This window comes from Arcicella sp., from assembly GCF_964672035.1.
Map to the genome: position 1 here is coordinate 63,382 of NZ_CBABQS010000013.1, position 17,218 is coordinate 80,599.

Annotated in this window: 13 protein-coding genes; 10 read left to right on the forward strand and 3 right to left on the reverse strand. The window is 37.1% G+C overall.

Annotated features, from left to right (window positions below):
* Positions 1–46 precede the first annotated feature (46 nt).
* The 8 genes from AC1W31_RS05785 to AC1W31_RS05820 all read left to right on the forward strand — a co-directional run bounded on the left by AC1W31_RS05785 (position 47) and on the right by AC1W31_RS05820 (position 9,832).
* A complete protein-coding gene (locus AC1W31_RS05785) occupies positions 47–1,138 on the forward strand; it encodes an efflux RND transporter periplasmic adaptor subunit (protein ID WP_481733461.1) in 1,092 nt (363 codons plus the stop codon).
* A gap of 124 nt (positions 1,139–1,262) precedes the next feature.
* Positions 1,263–4,358 (forward strand): efflux RND transporter permease subunit, encoded by a 3,096-nt coding sequence (locus tag AC1W31_RS05790; protein WP_481733462.1) that lies wholly within the window; start codon positions 1,263–1,265, stop codon positions 4,356–4,358.
* Between the two features lie 205 nt (positions 4,359–4,563).
* Positions 4,564–4,926: a hypothetical protein gene (locus AC1W31_RS05795; protein WP_481733463.1), complete on the forward strand. Its 363-nt coding sequence runs from the start codon at positions 4,564–4,566 to the stop codon at positions 4,924–4,926.
* A gap of 114 nt (positions 4,927–5,040) precedes the next feature.
* Entirely contained in the window at positions 5,041–6,330 is a 1,290-nt protein-coding gene (locus tag AC1W31_RS05800) for a hypothetical protein (RefSeq protein ID WP_481733464.1), read from the forward strand.
* Between the two features lie 117 nt (positions 6,331–6,447).
* Positions 6,448–6,861 carry an EamA family transporter gene (locus tag AC1W31_RS05805; RefSeq protein ID WP_481733465.1) on the forward strand — a complete coding sequence of 138 codons (414 nt, stop codon included), beginning with the start codon at positions 6,448–6,450 and terminating at the stop codon, positions 6,859–6,861.
* 155 nt (positions 6,862–7,016) lie between these two features.
* On the forward strand, positions 7,017–8,426 hold the full coding sequence (locus AC1W31_RS05810; RefSeq protein ID WP_481733466.1) for a c-type cytochrome: 1,410 nt from the start codon (positions 7,017–7,019) through the stop codon (positions 8,424–8,426).
* On the forward strand, positions 8,423–8,989 hold the full coding sequence (locus AC1W31_RS05815; RefSeq protein ID WP_481733467.1) for a DUF1003 domain-containing protein: 567 nt from the start codon (positions 8,423–8,425) through the stop codon (positions 8,987–8,989). The genes AC1W31_RS05810 and AC1W31_RS05815 overlap by 4 nt, the downstream gene beginning before the upstream one ends.
* A gap of 3 nt (positions 8,990–8,992) precedes the next feature.
* Entirely contained in the window at positions 8,993–9,832 is an 840-nt protein-coding gene (locus AC1W31_RS05820) for a polysaccharide deacetylase family protein (RefSeq protein WP_481733468.1), read from the forward strand.
* Positions 9,833–9,930: 98 nt separating this feature from the next.
* Here the strand turns inward: AC1W31_RS05820 and AC1W31_RS05825 are convergent, their stop codons facing one another.
* The 3 genes from AC1W31_RS05825 to AC1W31_RS05835 form a co-directional block, all read right to left on the reverse strand.
* Positions 9,931–11,061: a DUF2911 domain-containing protein gene (locus tag AC1W31_RS05825; RefSeq protein ID WP_481733469.1), complete on the reverse strand. Its 1,131-nt coding sequence runs from the start codon at positions 11,059–11,061 to the stop codon at positions 9,931–9,933.
* A gap of 78 nt (positions 11,062–11,139) precedes the next feature.
* Positions 11,140–13,041: a glucosamine-6-phosphate deaminase gene (gene nagB / locus AC1W31_RS05830; protein WP_481733470.1), complete on the reverse strand. Its 1,902-nt coding sequence runs from the start codon at positions 13,039–13,041 to the stop codon at positions 11,140–11,142.
* Between the two features lie 88 nt (positions 13,042–13,129).
* The gene (locus tag AC1W31_RS05835) at positions 13,130–13,336 is read right to left on the reverse strand and encodes a helix-turn-helix transcriptional regulator (protein WP_481733471.1); all 207 of its coding nucleotides are present in this window, start codon (positions 13,334–13,336) and stop codon (positions 13,130–13,132) included.
* Positions 13,337–13,949: 613 nt separating this feature from the next.
* Between AC1W31_RS05835 and AC1W31_RS05840 the strand changes: the two genes are divergently transcribed.
* Together AC1W31_RS05840 and AC1W31_RS05845 are read left to right on the forward strand one after the other, a co-directional pair.
* Positions 13,950–16,367: a TonB-dependent receptor gene (locus AC1W31_RS05840; RefSeq protein WP_481733472.1), complete on the forward strand. Its 2,418-nt coding sequence runs from the start codon at positions 13,950–13,952 to the stop codon at positions 16,365–16,367.
* 144 nt (positions 16,368–16,511) lie between these two features.
* The coding region (locus AC1W31_RS05845; RefSeq protein WP_481733473.1) for a DUF4249 family protein at positions 16,512–17,218 on the forward strand (707 nt) is incomplete at its 3' end.

The following is a 17,218-nucleotide window of genomic DNA, read 5'->3' on the forward strand; positions in this document are numbered from 1 at the left end:
GCTGAAAGCTCAAGGCTGATTACCCACAACTTAAAGCCCCCAAAATATGAAAACCATACAATTAATCCTTGTAATTTCTTTCATGATAAGCCTTAGCGCTTGTTCAAAAAAAGTGGAAAATAAGCAGGAAGAAAATCAAAAATTAGAACTTTCAGACCACTCCAAAAGTGAGTTATCAATTGCTCCAGCAATAGCTGAAAACGTTGAAAATTCTTTGATTTTAACGGGTAAAGTTGAACCCTTTGAGTCACGTCAAGTGAAAGTTTCGCCATTAGTTGATGGTATTATTGAAAAATTGTCGGCTAATCTTGGTGATTATGTACAGAAAGGGCAACAACTCGCCATTGTGCATAGTACAGACGTAGCAGATATTGAAAACCAGACCATTAGCTCAAAAACTGATTTGGTTTCAGCTCAAAAAAACCTACAAGTTCAGCAAGATTTATTCAAATCGGGGTTGGCAACGGAAAAAGATGTTTTGCTCGCCCAAAACGAAATAACAAAATTTAAAGGAGCCTTAAATCGTGCCAATGAAGTATCAGGAATTTATGGGGTGAAGAATTCTTTTTACACCTTAAAATCGCCTATTTCTGGATATATCGTGGATAAAAATTCGGCTATTTCAGATAAAATGGCCTATCACGAAGGCGAAACGGGTGCATTTTTTACCATTGCAGATTTATCGGAAGTACAAGTAATTGCCAACGTGTACGAATCAGATATTGCCAAAGTGAAATTGGGTTACCCTGTCCAAGTAAGTTTAATTGCTTATCCCGACAAAGTTTTCTCGAGTAAAATTGACAAAATTAGCAATGTTCTCGACCCACAAACTCGGACGATGAAGGTTAGAATTAATCTCAAAAATCCAGGAAATCAATTGAAACCAGAGATGTTCGCCCAAATCACCGTGAACTTTAACCAGAACAAAAAATTGGTATCTATTCCCGCCGAAGCGGTAATATTTGATAAGAATAAAAGCTTCGTAGTGGTTTATAAAGATGCTAAAAATGTAGCTGCTCGAGAGGTTCAAATTGCCCAAACAACCAATGGTAAATCATTTATTTTCAGTGGTTTACAAGAAGGAGAGCAAGTAATGTTGAAAAATCAATTGATGATTTATAATGCGTTGAATAATTAAATTTTGCTTTAAGCGATATGCTTTATGCAATATGCCGTTTTCAAAATTAAAGATTATTCCAAAATTAAATATTGGCAAGTAAGTTTTTTGCTTAGAGCATACAGCTTGTAGTCATTCATTAATCATGAAAAAACTATTGGGACTTTCCCTTAAATATAAATTTGCCGTATTCTTTTTCACGGCGCTCATTGTGGTTAGTGGTGTTTTGAGTTTTATGAACACCCCCATTGATGCTTTTCCAGATGTAACCAATACACAAGTAACCATTATCACACAGTGGCAAGGCAGAAGTGCCGAGGAGATTGAAAAATTCGTAACCGCACCTCTCGAAATTTCGATGAATGGCGTTCAGAAAAAAACTTCGGTTCGTTCTACGACGCTATTCGGTTTGTCGGTGGTGAACATTATGTTTGATGATGGCGTGGATAATAATTTTGCCAGAATGCAAATTAATAATGCGTTGCAAGGCATTGATTTGCCAGATGGTGTTGAACCCGATATTCAACCGCCTTATGGCCCAACGGGCGAAATTTTTAGGTACACATTGGAATCTAAAACAATGTCAGCCAGAAAGTTAAAGGAAATTCAGGATTGGGTAATTGATCGTAATATTCACTCCGTACCTGGCGTAGCAGACGTTGTGAGTTTTGGCGGGGAAGTAAAAACGTATGAATTAAGCGTTAATCCAAATCTCCTTCAAGACTATAACATTACACCTTTAGACGTTTTTCAAGCCGTTCAAAAATCAAATATTAACGTAGGCGGTGATGTAATTACCAAAAATAATCAGGCGTATGTAGTCCGTGGCATTGGCTTATTGACCAACATTCATGACATCGAAAATATCTTGGTTCAGAACATCAATGGTGTGCCTGTTTACGTAAAAACGGTTGCTACGGTTTCTGAGTCAGCTTTGCCAAAATTAGGACAAGTTGGGCGGGATAATAATTCGGATGCCGTTGAGGGAATTGTGGTGATGCGGAAGGGAGAAAATCCATCGGAAGTTATTCAAAGTTTGAACAATAAAGTAGAAGAATTGAACACAAAAATTCTTCCCGAAGGCGTAAAAATCAAGGAGTTTTATAACCGCCAAACTTTGTTAGATTTTTGTATCGAAACCGTTACGCATAACCTTATCGAAGGAATTGTTTTAGTAACCTTGATCGTACTTGTTTTCTTAGCAGATTGGCGGGCTTCATTGATTGTTTCAATGATTATTCCCATGTCGCTTCTGTTTGCTTTTACTTGCCTAAAATTATTGGGCATGAATGTGAATTTACTTTCTTTAGGAGCCGTTGATTTTGGAATTATCATTGATGGAACGGTGGTTGTCGTAGAAGGGTTGATGGTAGTTTTGGCAGAAAAAGCCCACGAAGTTGGTATGGAAAGATTCAATGGTTTAGCCAAACTTTCGATGATTCGCCGTACGGGGTCAAGCATGGGAAAAGCCATCTTTACTTCTAAAATTATCATTTTGGTAGCGTTATTGCCCATTTTTGCTTTCCAGAAAGTAGAAGGAAAAATGTTTACACCCTTGGCTTGGACACTTGGTTCGGCATTGGTGGGAGCCTTAATTTTTACGCTCACACTTGTGCCTGTACTTGTGAGTATGATGATGAATAAAAACGTAAAAGAGAAATCTAACTTCTTTGTGAATGCCATTTTGAAGTATTCGATGATGTTCTTTTATTACTGTTTTGGTCATAAATCACAGACTTTTATTGCCACCATTATCTTCACAATCGTTGGTTTTTGGACGCTTTCTTTACACGGAACGGAGTTTTTACCCCAACTCAATGAAGGCTCAATTTACGTCCGTGCCAATATGCCAAGAAGTATTAGTTTGGATGAATCTGTGCGTTATGCCAACCAAATGCGAAAGGTTTTTGAGGGTTATCCCGAGGTGAGAAAAGTGCTTTCTCAGGCGGGCCGTCCCAATGATGGTACTGACCCAACAGGGTTTTATAACGTAGAATTTTTTGTGGATATTTACCCACAAAAAGAATGGAAAAGTGGCTTATCGAAAGCAGAATTGGTGAATCAAATGGAAAAGAAATTGTCAGTTTTTCAAGGGATTAGCTTCGGATTTTCACAACCGATTATGGATAATGTCGAAGAGGCAGTTTCGGGCGTAAAAGGCTCAATTGCCGTAAAAATATACGGAACTGATTTTGATGTTTTAGAAAAAGATGCACAGAAAGTATATGGCGTTTTGAGAAAAGTAAGAGGAATTGAGGATTTGGGAATTATTAAAAATTTAGGGCAACCCGAACTCAGAATCGAACTTAATCAACAAAAAATGGATTTGTACGGCGTGCAAACTGCCGATGCCGATGCCGTAGTTTCAATGGCCATTGGGGGACAAACGGCCAGTCAATTATTTGAAGGTGAACGTAAATTTGATATTCGAGTTCGTTTCCAACAACCATACAGAAAATCAGAAGTGGAAATTGGTAATTTGATGATTCCTACGATGAATGGAACAAAAATTCCGATTAAAGAAATAGCGATGATCAAATCTTTAACAGGTCCAAGTTTAATTTTCAGAGAAAACGCCAGACGTTTTACCGCTGTAAAATTCTCAGTTCGTGGGCGTGATATGGGTAGCACCATTGCCGAAGCGCAAGCGGGTGTAATGCGAGTAATTCCTTCATTACCAAAAGGGTATGAAATGAAATGGAAAGGGGATTTTGAGAATCAACAACGGGCATCAAAACGTCTTGCTCAAATTGTACCGCTTTCCATGATTGCCATTTTCTTTATTCTGTACCTTCTTTTTGGTAATTTGAAAGATGCAGGATTAGTGTTTACCAACGTGCCATTTGCGATTATTGGTGGCTCTTTGGCTTTGTTGGTTACGGGTACAAATTTCAGTATTTCGGCTGGGATTGGTTTTATCGCTTTATTTGGTATTTGTATTCAGAATGGTGTGATTATGATTGAGGTTTTTAAAGATAATATCAAAAAGAAAATGACCCTACAAACCGCTGTTATTGAGGGAGTTAAATCAAGAGTTCGCCCCGTTACGATGACTGCTTTTATGGGTATTTTCGGGATGCTACCCGCTGCTATTTCTTCAGGAATTGGCTCGGAATCTCAGAAACCATTGGCCATTGTGGTAATTGGTGGATTGATTGGTGCAACGATTTTAACGCTCTTCATTTTCCCATTAATTTTTGAACGTTTTTATCGTAAGTATTTCGATTTGATTAATCATTAGAATACGATAATTTTAAAATGTAATAACCGCTAACAGCGGCTATTTGCCCTGTTAGCGGTTATTTTTGCTTTATTTTAACAGTAATTTTGTAGTTGCGATAAATGATAAATAATTCCATCTTAATTTCAAATTTTAAGACTATTTAACAAACCAAATTTTCAATACATTCGTTTATATATCAAAGGTTGTAGAACTTTCATGAGCAATGTTAAAACTAAATGACATATTCAAAATATTACTTTTCGTCGGTACTTTACTGACCTCAAAAGTATTGCCTGCTCAGTCGGCTAACGTACATATCAGCAGTACGCATACTCGTGTTGTGAATCCTTATTCGCATCATGTTAATTCTGGCGAATCCTTCATTTTTGAGGATAATGAGATTTCTGAAAACGCTAAAATTTTTAATAATTTATCGTTGATTGATCGTCCAAAATCTAACTATTTTGATTTTGGTTTCATAAAAAAACAGTTTACCCAAATTGTCCTTCAAAAAATCACCACTCCTTTTCATAGATTTACCCATCTCTTCATTTTTTTCCATTGCTGGAAAATCTTCTTTAGCTAAATGCTTAAATTTTAGACAATTCAAGCCAAAATCCATCTTTTCGTCTTTTTAGCATTAAATACATCGTATTCAGTGTATTTCTCAGTAGTTTTTAACCATTAAAAAAATAAAGTCATGAAAAAGAACATGGTTTTTTCAGCTAAACAATGGTTGTTTAGCCTTCGTGGAGTTTTATTATTGATTGTTTTAGCTTGCTCAAATTTCTTAGTTGTGGGTCAAACAAACCAACTTGAAACTGAACAAGGAATGAATAATGCCATTGCGACCTACAACGCAGATGTGCGACAAGCGGCTTTATTAGCGAGTCAATATCCACAAAATTTAACGCAATTGCAGAACAGACAAAATCAAGTTTCGTCTTCATTTCAAGATATGATTAGTGGTTTTCGTCAGACGAAACAAGGATGGTTTTATACTTTGACCAGATATCCCAATTTGATTCATACGTTGGCAACTTTGCCCAATAATGAAGACAAGGAAGATATTTATAAATTGTTACCAAATCAAGATGAAGATTTGCAAACAGCCGCTTGGAAATTGTATAATAATGAAAAGCAAGACCTCGTACAGATAGATAATGTGCAGACATCGGCGCAACAAGATTTTGAGAAATCAATTCAAGACCTTGACCAGACGACTAAAGATGCGTTTCAAAAGTTGGCTACGATGCCCGATGTTTTAACTTTATTAACCAATAACATTGAACTTACGGCAAAATTAGGTCAAAAATATAAAGATAATCCAGCGCAAGTAGCTACCGATTTATCCACTTTGCACGATAGTTTGACCTTGAAAAATGAGACTGAAATGGCCAATTTCAGAAAGCAATTAGCTGAAAATCCTCAGGCTCAACAAGAATTTAACCAAGCCGTGAAGGATTATGCTAATGCGAATGGTTATAATAATCGCAATCAATACGGCAACAATTGGAATAATCAGAATTATTATGCTAATCCGTATTCTTATTGGTTTGGTTATCCATCATGGTACGGTTCGCCAATGTGGTATCCTGGGGCGTATGGCTACAATATGGGTTTAGGTTTAGGTTTTGGGGGCGGGTATTTCGGATATGGTTTACCCTATTATGGATTTTCTAATTGGTTCAATACGGGTTATTATTATCGTTATCCTACTCTATCCCGTCAATTTGGCGGTTATTTTAATCACAATACCTACGGAAATAATAGAACAATGGGCTATAATAACGGGATGAATAATCGGATGAGTAGCGGAAATTACCAATTCAACCGAGGGGGTCAAGTTTACCAAAATAATGGTGGAAGTAATCGTTCTTATGGCAATAATTCTTTTGGTGGAAATAGAGGTAGCAGCGGATTCGGTAGTGGCGGATTTGGTGGCGGTGGATTTCACGGAGGCGGTGGAGGACACGGCGGTCGCCATTAATAGATAATTTCATAAAAAGGCTCAAGTGAAAATTACACTTGAGCCTTTTTGAGCTTTTGAAGTGATATTGTTATTAAAAATGACATATTTGTATTTCATCTCTAAAAACCAAAAAATATGTGGTGGTTATATGCTCTTCTTTCAGCGCTTTTTGCCTCTTTAACGGCCATTTTTGCAAAAATTGGTATCATAGGTGTTAATTCAAATTTAGCCACTGCCATCCGTACCGTCATTATTTTGATGGTGGCTTGGGGAATTGTATTGGCAAGGGGCGAGCAAAAAGGAATAGCAACTTTATCGAAACAAAATGTTACGTTTTTAGTCATTTCGGGCATTGCCACGGGTTTGTCTTGGGTATTTTACTTCAAGGCTTTACAAATTGGAAAAGTTTCCCAAGTTGCCCCCGTCGATAAATTGAGCGTAGCATTGACTATTTTATTATCATTTTTATTTTTGGGCGAAGAATTAACCGCAAAAACCATCGTGGGCGCTTTATTGATTATTGGTGGAACGGTGGTTTTGATATTTTAAATTTCTGAGATTTGAGATTATTTCCATAAATAAAACTCCATTAATAAGCTGGGGTTAGTATTGTAATCCACTATTAATCAGAAGATTACACAAATTATAAACATATACTAATTCCAAATAGTACTATTGATAATTAATTCCAAAATCTTCTAAAAATGAAAGCTTACACCCAGATTCAATATCTTATTTTAGTTTCTCTAATTTCAGGAATTATTTCGTGTAAAAATACTGCACAAACTGCTGAACCTCAGTCAGCTGTTGAACTAACCGAAGTTCTTCCTGCCTCCACGCAACGGGGTGGAAATGCCGACAAAGGCTTTGATTATTTGGTGAATGGAAACTACGTGGATGGTGGAGTTCCTTTTAGTTCATGGTTTTCGTTGAGAGGTGAAAATACCGCTAATATTTTAAAACGTCAGGGTGATAATGCCAAAGTTGGATATCAATATACCGTAACGACAACCTCAAACAATACCCGTGCGGTTGGTGCCAATTGTTTGAATTGCCACGCCAGTTATATCAACAATGAGTTCGTGATGGGTTTGGGAAATGCAGATTTCGATTTTTCAAATGACCAAAGTGCAACGCTCAACTTATTGGATTTGGTTTTGAAGAGTAATTACAGTTTAACTTCCCCCGAATATCAAGCTTTTATTCCGTATAAAAGAGGTTTCCAAGCTATTAGTCCGCTCACGATTACCGCAACGCAAGGCGTAAATCCTGCCGATAAATATGCCGCAATTTTGGCATCTCACCGAAATCCAACCGATTTAACGTGGCGTGAAAATGACCCTTGGGGCATTCCAAAAGAGGTTATTCCCACGGATGTTCCCGCTTGGTGGTTGCTGAAAAAGAAAAATACCCTATTTTACACGGGCGTTGGCACGGGTGATTTTGCCCGAATTATGATGGCTTCGAGTTTGGTTTCTTTACAGGATTCTTCCCAAGCTCGAAAAATTGACCAACGATTTCCCGATGTGTTGGCCTACATAAAATCACTTCCTTCGCCTACTTATAAAGGCACGATTGACCCACAAAAAGTAACCGAAGGCAAAGCGATTTACGAAGTTAATTGTAGCCGTTGTCATGGTTCATCGAATAACAAAAATGACTACCCAAATTTGTTAGTTTCCTTAGAAAGCATCGGTACTGACCCCGCCTTAGTTTCGACAAATTTTGCCTATCCACAATTATTGGAATGGTATAATTCGAGTTGGTTTAGCAAAGAACCTTTTGCGGCAAAATTAGTGGCAAAAAAAGGATATATCGCTCCACCTTTGGATGGCGTTTGGGCAACGGCTCCCTACTTGCATAATGGCTCTGTACCTACTTTAGAAGACCTTTTGAACAGTTCACAAAGACCAAAAATTTGGAAAAGAACCTTCAAGTCGGATGATTATGACAATAAGAAAATGGGTTGGAATTATGTTACTTTAACCACAAAAATCGATAATCAAACCTACGATGCTTCCATTAACGGCTACGGAAATCAGGGGCATATTTACGGTGATAAATTGTCGGCTTCAGAGCGAACAAATTTAATTGAGTACTTGAAAACTTTATGATTCTTAATATTAGAAATGAAAACCGACCAATTGTTATGAATGAAATAATCAATCAAAATTCTTACGAAAACGAAACTGATTTAATTGAAGAATCTCTCTATAAAAAATTGGGAGATTTGAATGAACTTGAACAAGAAGTAATTGATTCATTGCGTTCAGGCGATATTTTAGCGGAAGATACCGAAGAAGAAATCGAACTTCAAACTACTTTTGGCGAACGAGTAGCCGACAGAATTGCCGAATTTGGGGGTAGCTGGAAATTCATCATATTATTCATCACTTTTTTGGCTTCGTGGATGGCTATCAACGTTTTTTATTTCCACGAACACGGTTTTGATCCCTATCCTTTCATTCTGTTGAACTTGGCGTTGTCGTTCATTGCCGCCTTGCAAGCGCCCGTAATTATGATGAGTCAAAATCGCCAATCGTTTAAAGACCGTGAGCGAGCCAACCATGCGTATCAAGTAAATTTACGCAGCGAATTAGAAATTGCCATGCTCCACGAAAAAATGGATATGTTAATGAAAGAGCTAAAAATAATTAAAGAATCAACCAAAAAATAACTCATGTTTAGAATAACCACAACCATATTATTTTTTCTATTTTATTGTCATATTTACGGTCAAACAAATCTTTATCCAAATAAGAATTTCATCGAAAATCTCTATCAGAATCCTCAATACAATGCTTTGAAGCAAAAAGTTTCCCATCAATTTGCTCATTCCCAACCGGGCCATTGGGGGGAATTTGTGAAAGGAGTGGATGAAGATTTAGTAACCAGCAATAAAATTATCGCTTTTACTTTTGATGCCTGCGGGGGCAAAAATGCCAATGGTTACGATGCAGAATTGATTAATTTTCTAAGAAAACAACGAATTCCTGCTACCCTTTTTGTGACAGGAAAATGGATTGATGCCAATTATTCCACCTTCGTAAAACTGTCAAAAGACCCAAATTTTGAAATAGAAAATCATGGTTTTAATCATCAACCTTGTTCGGTAGATGGTGAAAGTGAGTATGGAATTCACGGAACAAAAGACATTCCCGATGCCATTGATGAAATAGAAGCCAATGCCGAGAAAATTGAAAAAATTACGGGTAGAAGACCTACTTTCTACCGCTCCGCAACTGCCTATACGGATGAAGCCTGCGCAAAAATTGCCAAACAATTGGGCATTACCGTAATCAGTTTTGACGTACTTTCTAATGACGCTATGGCTAATATTCCAAAATCAATCATCGTTAATAGCGTGTTGAAAAATGTAAAACCCGGTGCTATTGTAATTATGCACTTCAATCGCCCGAGTTGGAATACTTTCGAAGCAATGAAAGAAATTGTGCCAGCGCTTCAAAAATCAGGATTTACGTTTTCCAAATTGCAAGATTATCCTTTAAAAGAGAAATAGAATCTATTTTAATTAGGTTTGGGATTACCTTTTGTTAGTGAAGGTAATTTCAATGTGCTAATATAATGGCACTCGAACCACTGACGGGCTAAAAAACATTAATTCACCTCTTTCCCTTGCGATAATTTCGTAATCATTTCTTCTAATTTCACTTTTTCTGGAGCATTATCTGAAACCAGTGCTAACGATGATTTTGCGTATTTCAAAGCATCTTGATATTTTCCTAATGCTGATAAGGCCCTTGCCATACCCATTTTTGGCAGAAAATCGTTGGGATATTTGCTTTCATTCAACTTGAAAATCTCTAAAGCTTCAGCGTTGTTTTTTGCTTGCAATAATTTCCTTCCGTACAAATGCAATTCCATGGCGGTTCCCAAAGGCAAAGCTTTTTTCATCAATTCTTTGGCTTCTGCGGTTTTTCCTAATTTCTCCAAAAATTGAGATTTTAAACTCAACGTTGTAAAATTACTCGTGCCAATATACGTTTCAGAAATCGCTTTATCCGCCCAAAATAAACCTTCTTCTAAATTTACAATTTTAGCCAAACAATAATTTGCGGCTTGTACAAAAGCCAAATACGTAAAACCTTTGTCACTTCTAAGTTCTTCTCTGAAAGTATTTAATTGGTTGTTCACCAAATCCACTTCTATTTTCATCGGAATTTTCCATTTTTCCCATAAGAGCGATAAAACCGCCGATGATTCTGTTTGATCGGAGAACTCAAATTTCAACCTTTCCACTAAGGGTTGGTCTTTCAATTGTTTTACCGTTACTCGCAAAACATCTTCTTTAGGTTCGTAATAAAAACTTCCCCATGAATCTGAATTTTTTGAGAAAATAACGGTCGTTTCATCTTCGGATAAATCCATAAATAGGCCATATTTTCCCGCAGGAAGGGTTTTTCCTTCAATTTTAACGTCTTTATTTACACTGATAGTCGTATTTTCGTTGGCTCCAGCACGCCACGGAGCCGATTTGCTAAACCCAAAATGTTGGTCAACAAAGCCGTAATGGGCGATGGATGTACCATAGATTTTCCCTTCTCGACCTTTTACACCGGGGCGGTTATAGGAAATTTTTACTTCTGTCAATCCGATATATTCCGAGACTGTCGCTTTTGCATTTCCACCGTCGGATGGCGTGGTGAGTTGAGCGGTTACTGAAAAATATGTGAGACAGATTATCATCACTGACAAAAAGGCTAATATTTGAGAAAAGTTTTTTTTCATTGCTTGAATGGGTCTTGAATAAAAAATGCCAATGCTTTGAGGCATTGGCAAATATAATAATTTATAACGCAATATTAATCAAAACCGCCATCTCACAAATGCTTCCATTGCTTGGTATTCTGCAAGGCCCAAAGCATTGTATAAATTGGCCGTATTGCTGTTTCTATCCTCGGCACGTTGCCAAAATTCACGGGCATCCGTTCCTTGAAATGGCACGCCGTCTTTCTGTGATTGGTGTTTAAAAATACCGTATCTTTTCTTCAAAACTTGGTCGGGCGACATCGGAACGGCCATTTCTATTTGGTCAATATCCCATTCTTGCCACGCACCTTTATACAACCAAACCCAACAATTATTCATGTATTCACGGTGGCGTAACTTCTGAACTGCCTCCATGATTGCGTCTAAACATACTTTATGCGTTCCGTGTGGATCGGCTAAATCGCCAGCGGCATAAATTTGATGCGGTTGAATTTCATCAATTTTTTCCATTACAATATCCACATCTTTTTGCCCAAGCGGATTTTTCTGAATCGTTCCCGTTTCATAAAAAGGCATATCCAAAAAGTGCATATTTTCCTTTTTGATTCCTACGTAGCGACATGTATTTTTTGCCTCTCCTCTTCTGATTAAGCCTTTAATGTAGCGTACTTCATCCGTATCAATTTCTGAATCTTTCTTAGCTTTCAAAAACTTAGCGGCTTCCTTATATATCCGATTGGCTTTTGGATTATTTGCATCAAATTTTTCGTTAAAATCAACCACAAACTCCGCAAAACGTAAGGCTTCATCATCCGCCACGGCAATATTTCCCGAAGTTTGATACACGACGTGGACATCATGCCCTTGATCAACTAATCTTTGGAACGTTCCTCCCATCGAAATAATATCATCGTCGGGATGCGGACTAAAAAGGACAACTTTCTTCTTGGCAGGATAGGCTCTTTCTGGACGGTTAGAATCATCGGCATTGGGCTTGCCTCCTGGCCATCCCGTAATGGTGTGTTGCAAATAATTAAATACCTCAATATTAATGTCATAGGCTTGACCGTAGAGGGCCAAAAGGTCTGAAAGTCCGTTTTCATTATAATCCGAACTGGTCAATTTGAGGACTGGTTTTTTTACGGTTAAAGCTAAATAAGTTACCGCTTTTTTGATCATTGGTCGGTCCCAAGTTACAGCATCAACCATCCACGGTGTGCGCATGCGAGTTAATTGAGCTGCCGCTGAAGTATCAATAATAAAGGAAGCATTTTCGTGTAATTGCAGATAAGAAGCAGGTACATCCGAAGTTACTGAACCCTCCACGGCACGGGCAACATTGGTTGCTTTATGTTCTCCCCATGCACACAGCACCACTCTTTTGGCTTCCATGATTTTCTGAACGCCCATTGTAATGGCCTTTTTAGAGACTTTCGCTAAGCCACCAAAATCTCCTGCCGCATCAATTTGCGTATTTAAATCGAGAGTCATTAAGCGAGTACGAGAATTTACGAGCGAACCTGGTTCATTAAAACCAATGTGTCCATTTCGTCCAATTCCTAATAACTGAAAATCTAAGCCACCATAGCGTTCAATTTGGGCTTCGTAATCTTTACAAAACTCCGCCAATTTATCCAAAGGCAATGTTCCATCGGGCAAATGCCAATTTCCCGCCGGAATATCCACGTGGTCAAAGAGTTGTTCACGCATAAACCGCACGTAACTCTGCACAGCATCTGGCTCCATTGGATAGTATTCGTCAAGGTTGTAAGTTACGACATTCTGAAAGCTCAAACCTTCTTCACGGTGCATTCTGATAAGTTCAGAATAGACCTTTTTAGGCGAAGAACCCGTTGCCAGACCCAACACAGCGGGTTTCTCTTCGGATGCTCGTTTGCGGATAATGGCAGCAATTTCGTGGGCAATTGCCCGTGAAGCAGCGTCAGAATCTGCATAAATACTGGTTGGAATTCTTTCGTAGCTAATGGCTTGTTCCATGGTTTTTTTTTAATTTTATCTGTAAATACAGATACTTAATTTTTATTTGTTACTTGAAAATTGACACTAAAAATTACTTTCAATAAAACTAAACTTTCCTATTTACCACAATCATCTCCAACCCTAAATTTTCTAAAATTTTTTCTAATGTTTTCACAGAAGGGTTAGCTTTCCCTAATTCAACGGAATGAATTGTTTTGATGGCGACATCACTTCTATTACTAAGAATTTCTTGACTCCACGAGAGTTCATTCCTTCTTTCACGAATAATATTTCCTAACTGTTCAAGATTCATGCCTAATTGAATTATGTTGCTGATTATGGCACAAAGTTATAAATGTATTTTGAATTAAAAAATAGCATTCGGCAATATAATACTGAAATAATAAAATAATTTAAAATATTCATCAAATACATTCCCACAGAATTAAAATCACCAATTTTAGAATTAATACTTGTCCACTTCAAAGTTATTTTGTCCATTATATTTCATACTTCGTTTATAAAATCTCCATTTTGTATTAGATTTGAAAAGCAAATAAATTAGCGAATTTGGATTTGTAAATTGATTTTTAAATCTTATCAATTGTATAGGGGTAACTTAAATTTTAACGGTCAAACAAAACGAAATAAACCGTTCATCAAATAAAACATCATACTTTTTAACCATCTATTAAATTTGTACTATTCAAATGTAAACCAAAAATAAGATATCGTCTCAAGACAACACTAATTATAAAATTCTACATAATTATAATTTTCAATAATCTGATAATCAATTATTTAAATATTAAATTTCTGTGAATCGTCGAAAAATAGGGGTGAATTAGTAACTAAATATCCTGTTTTATCGTTTTATGTAAATATCATTGAACAAAGAATCTTTTTAAACTATTTCAACAATAATTATGCTTAATTCTATTAGAAAATCATTGCTGTTACTTTTATTTTTTCCCGTGAGTTTATTCGCTCAAAATGAAAAATTGACAGTAAGTGGCTATGTAAAAGACAACAAAAACGGTGAAGGGCTTATCGGAGCATCCGTTTTTGTCAAAGAGCTTCTCACGGGAACTACTACTAATACTTACGGATTTTATTCCTTGACTTTACCAAAAGGTAATTACACATTAATTATCACTTCGGTAAATTATCGTAAATCAATTCGAGAATTAAAATTGCATGACCAAAACGTAACCCTCAATTTGGAAGTACAAGAAGATGGTCAGGAATTAGCGGAGGTTGTGGTGAGTGGCAAGCGAGAAGACGATAATGTGAAGGCAATCGAAATGTCAGTCAATAAGGTGGATATGAAAACCATCAAAAAAATTCCTGCACTTTTGGGCGAAGTTGATTTAGTACGGGTGATACAACTATTACCTGGGGTTTCAACCGTGGGTGAAGGAGCCACAGGATTCAATGTTCGGGGTGGTGCAGTGGACCAAAATTTAGTGTTAATGGACGAAGCTCCCGTGTATAATTCATCCCATCTTTTTGGCTTTTTCTCCATCTTTAATCCCGATGCGGTGAAAGATGTGAAACTTATCAAGGGTGGTATTCCTGCCAATTATGGTGGTCGTGCTTCTTCGATTTTGGATGTAAGAATGAAGGAGGGAAATGCTAAGCAATTAGAAATAAATGGCGGTATTGGTTTGATTTTTAGTAGATTATCTATTGAAGCTCCCATCGTGAAAGACAAAGCCTCGTTCATTGTGGCGGCTCGTCGTTCGTATGCAGATATACTGGCAAAACCTTTTTTAACGGGTAATAACGCCAATACACAATTCAATTTTTATGATTTAACGGCGAAAGTAAACTATAATATTAACCAAAATAATACCGTCTTTTTATCGGGTTATTTTGGACGTGATGTTTTTGGAAATGACTTCGGTTTTAACTGGGGAAACAGCACTTTATCCGCTCGATGGAACCACGTTTTTAGCTCAAAATTATTCCTAAATTCAACCGCTTTTTATAGTAATTATGACTATTTATTGGACTCTGATTTGAATAATAAAAGACCTAATAATCAATTCCGTTGGACTTCAAACATTCAGAATTTAAGTTTCAAACCAGATTTTACCTATTACATTTCACCCAATAATACCTTAACTTTTGGCGGACAGGTTTTGACGTATAGTTTCACGCCTGGTTCGGCAACTGCAAGTTCAAATAGTTCGAAAGTTTCGTTTGGCGCTCCTGCCAAAGATGCCGTTGAATATTCAGCTTATATTGGCGATGAATGGAAAGTTAGTTCAAAATTGTCCTTACAATACGGCGTAAGGTTTTCAAAATATGATTATAAAAGTAGTGAAGATGTCTATTATATCCGCCGCTTTGTGGGTATTTCAGATGCTTATACCTCTGGTTATGACCTTGATACAAAACCAAATGACCCCAATAAAATTCTTCAAACTTACAGTAATTTCGAGCCAAGATTTAATGCAAAATTAGAAACGGGAGAGAATAGTTCAATCAAGGCGAGTTATAACCGAATGACGCAATATATTCACTTAATGTCCAATACGGCCGCCTCAACGCCTTTGGATGTTTGGACTTCGAGTACCAACAATATCAAACCCCAACTCACCGACCAAGTGGCTTTGGGCTATTTCAAAAACTTTGGCGATAATGCGTATGAAACCTCTTTGGAGGTGTATTACAAAGATTTTCAGAATCAAATTGACTACGCTGATGGCGCTAATCTTTTTCTAAATCCGAGGTTTGAAAAGGACTTATTATTTGGCAAAGGGCGGGCTTATGGCGTAGAGTTATACATCAAGAAAAATAAGGGAAAATTGACGGGTTGGACAAGTTATACGTTGGCAAGAACGGAGCGTCAAGTTGAAGGATTAAACCACGGAAATTGGTATCCAAATCGTTTTGACAGAACCCATACGTTGAACGTGGTAGCGCAATATGAATTGAACAAAAAATGGAGTTTCGGAGCAAATTTTGCTTATATTTCGGGCGTTCCGTATTCTCTTGCACCACGTCAAGCAGCCGTAGAAGGATATAGTTATGGCGTGACTGAAAGCGGAGTTCGTGGCAACATTAGAATTCCAGCTTACAACCGTTTAGACGTATCGGCAACTAAGAAAAATAAGAAGGCTTTATTTGGCAAAGGCGAGTCGGAATGGGTATTTTCTATCTATAATTTGTACAATAAACGAAACCCTTTTTCAATATATACGCAACCAATTGACGGTAAGCCTGCCAGTACTCCCGAAAGTGCTCAAGATACTTACCAAGTCATTAAAAATGAAGCAGTTAGGTTGTCAATCATCGGCAGTTTAATTCCTTCGGTTACTTATAACTTTAAATTTTAATTGTCTGAATTTGGATTGCGAAACGTAGCACCGTGTTATCTTAATAGATTCTTGGGATTATGAAGCAATAAATTTTATTTTTTAGAATCTGAAAAATCCCTTATTCTTACGCATCCTAATTTAGACAAAATAATATAATTAGTCATGAAAATATCATTCAAAAAACATACTCTAACAATTCTTCCATTACTCATTTTATCATCCATGTTAATGAGTTGCGAGGATGTAATTCAGTTGGACATACCCAAAACTGACCCGTATTTAGTCGTGGATGGCTCGATAACAAATTTGGCGGGCGAACAAGTAATTAAATTGACAAAATCACAGGATTTATTGAGTTTGGCAACCATCGAAGGGGTTAAAAATGCCACGGTAAAAGTTACGGATGATTTAGGTAAAATTTACCAATTTAAAGACCTGAAAAATACAGGAAAATACGTTTGGATACCCACCAATGCTACGGATATTATGGGTGTGATTGGACGAACTTATACCTTAGAAATCAATGTTGAAGGAGAAAGTTATAAAGCCCTTTCAAAGTTGAATAGAGTACCCAAAATTGATTCAATTGTTTATAAATTAGATGACGCCAACCTTCGTCAAAAAGGTGACGGAAAACCCAACAAGGGTTATGATGCCCATTTTTATGGTATTGACCTCAAAGGTGTTGGAGATTGTTATCGAGTGAAAATTTACAAAAATGATACTCTCAAAAATGCGGCTGATAATATTGTGATTGCTTATGACGCAATCGGCAATAAAAGTCCGTTTGGAGATGGATTAGCTTTTATTCTGCCAATTCGTAGATTAGCTAATACCGAACTTTACCGAGAGAATGATAAGTTACGGGT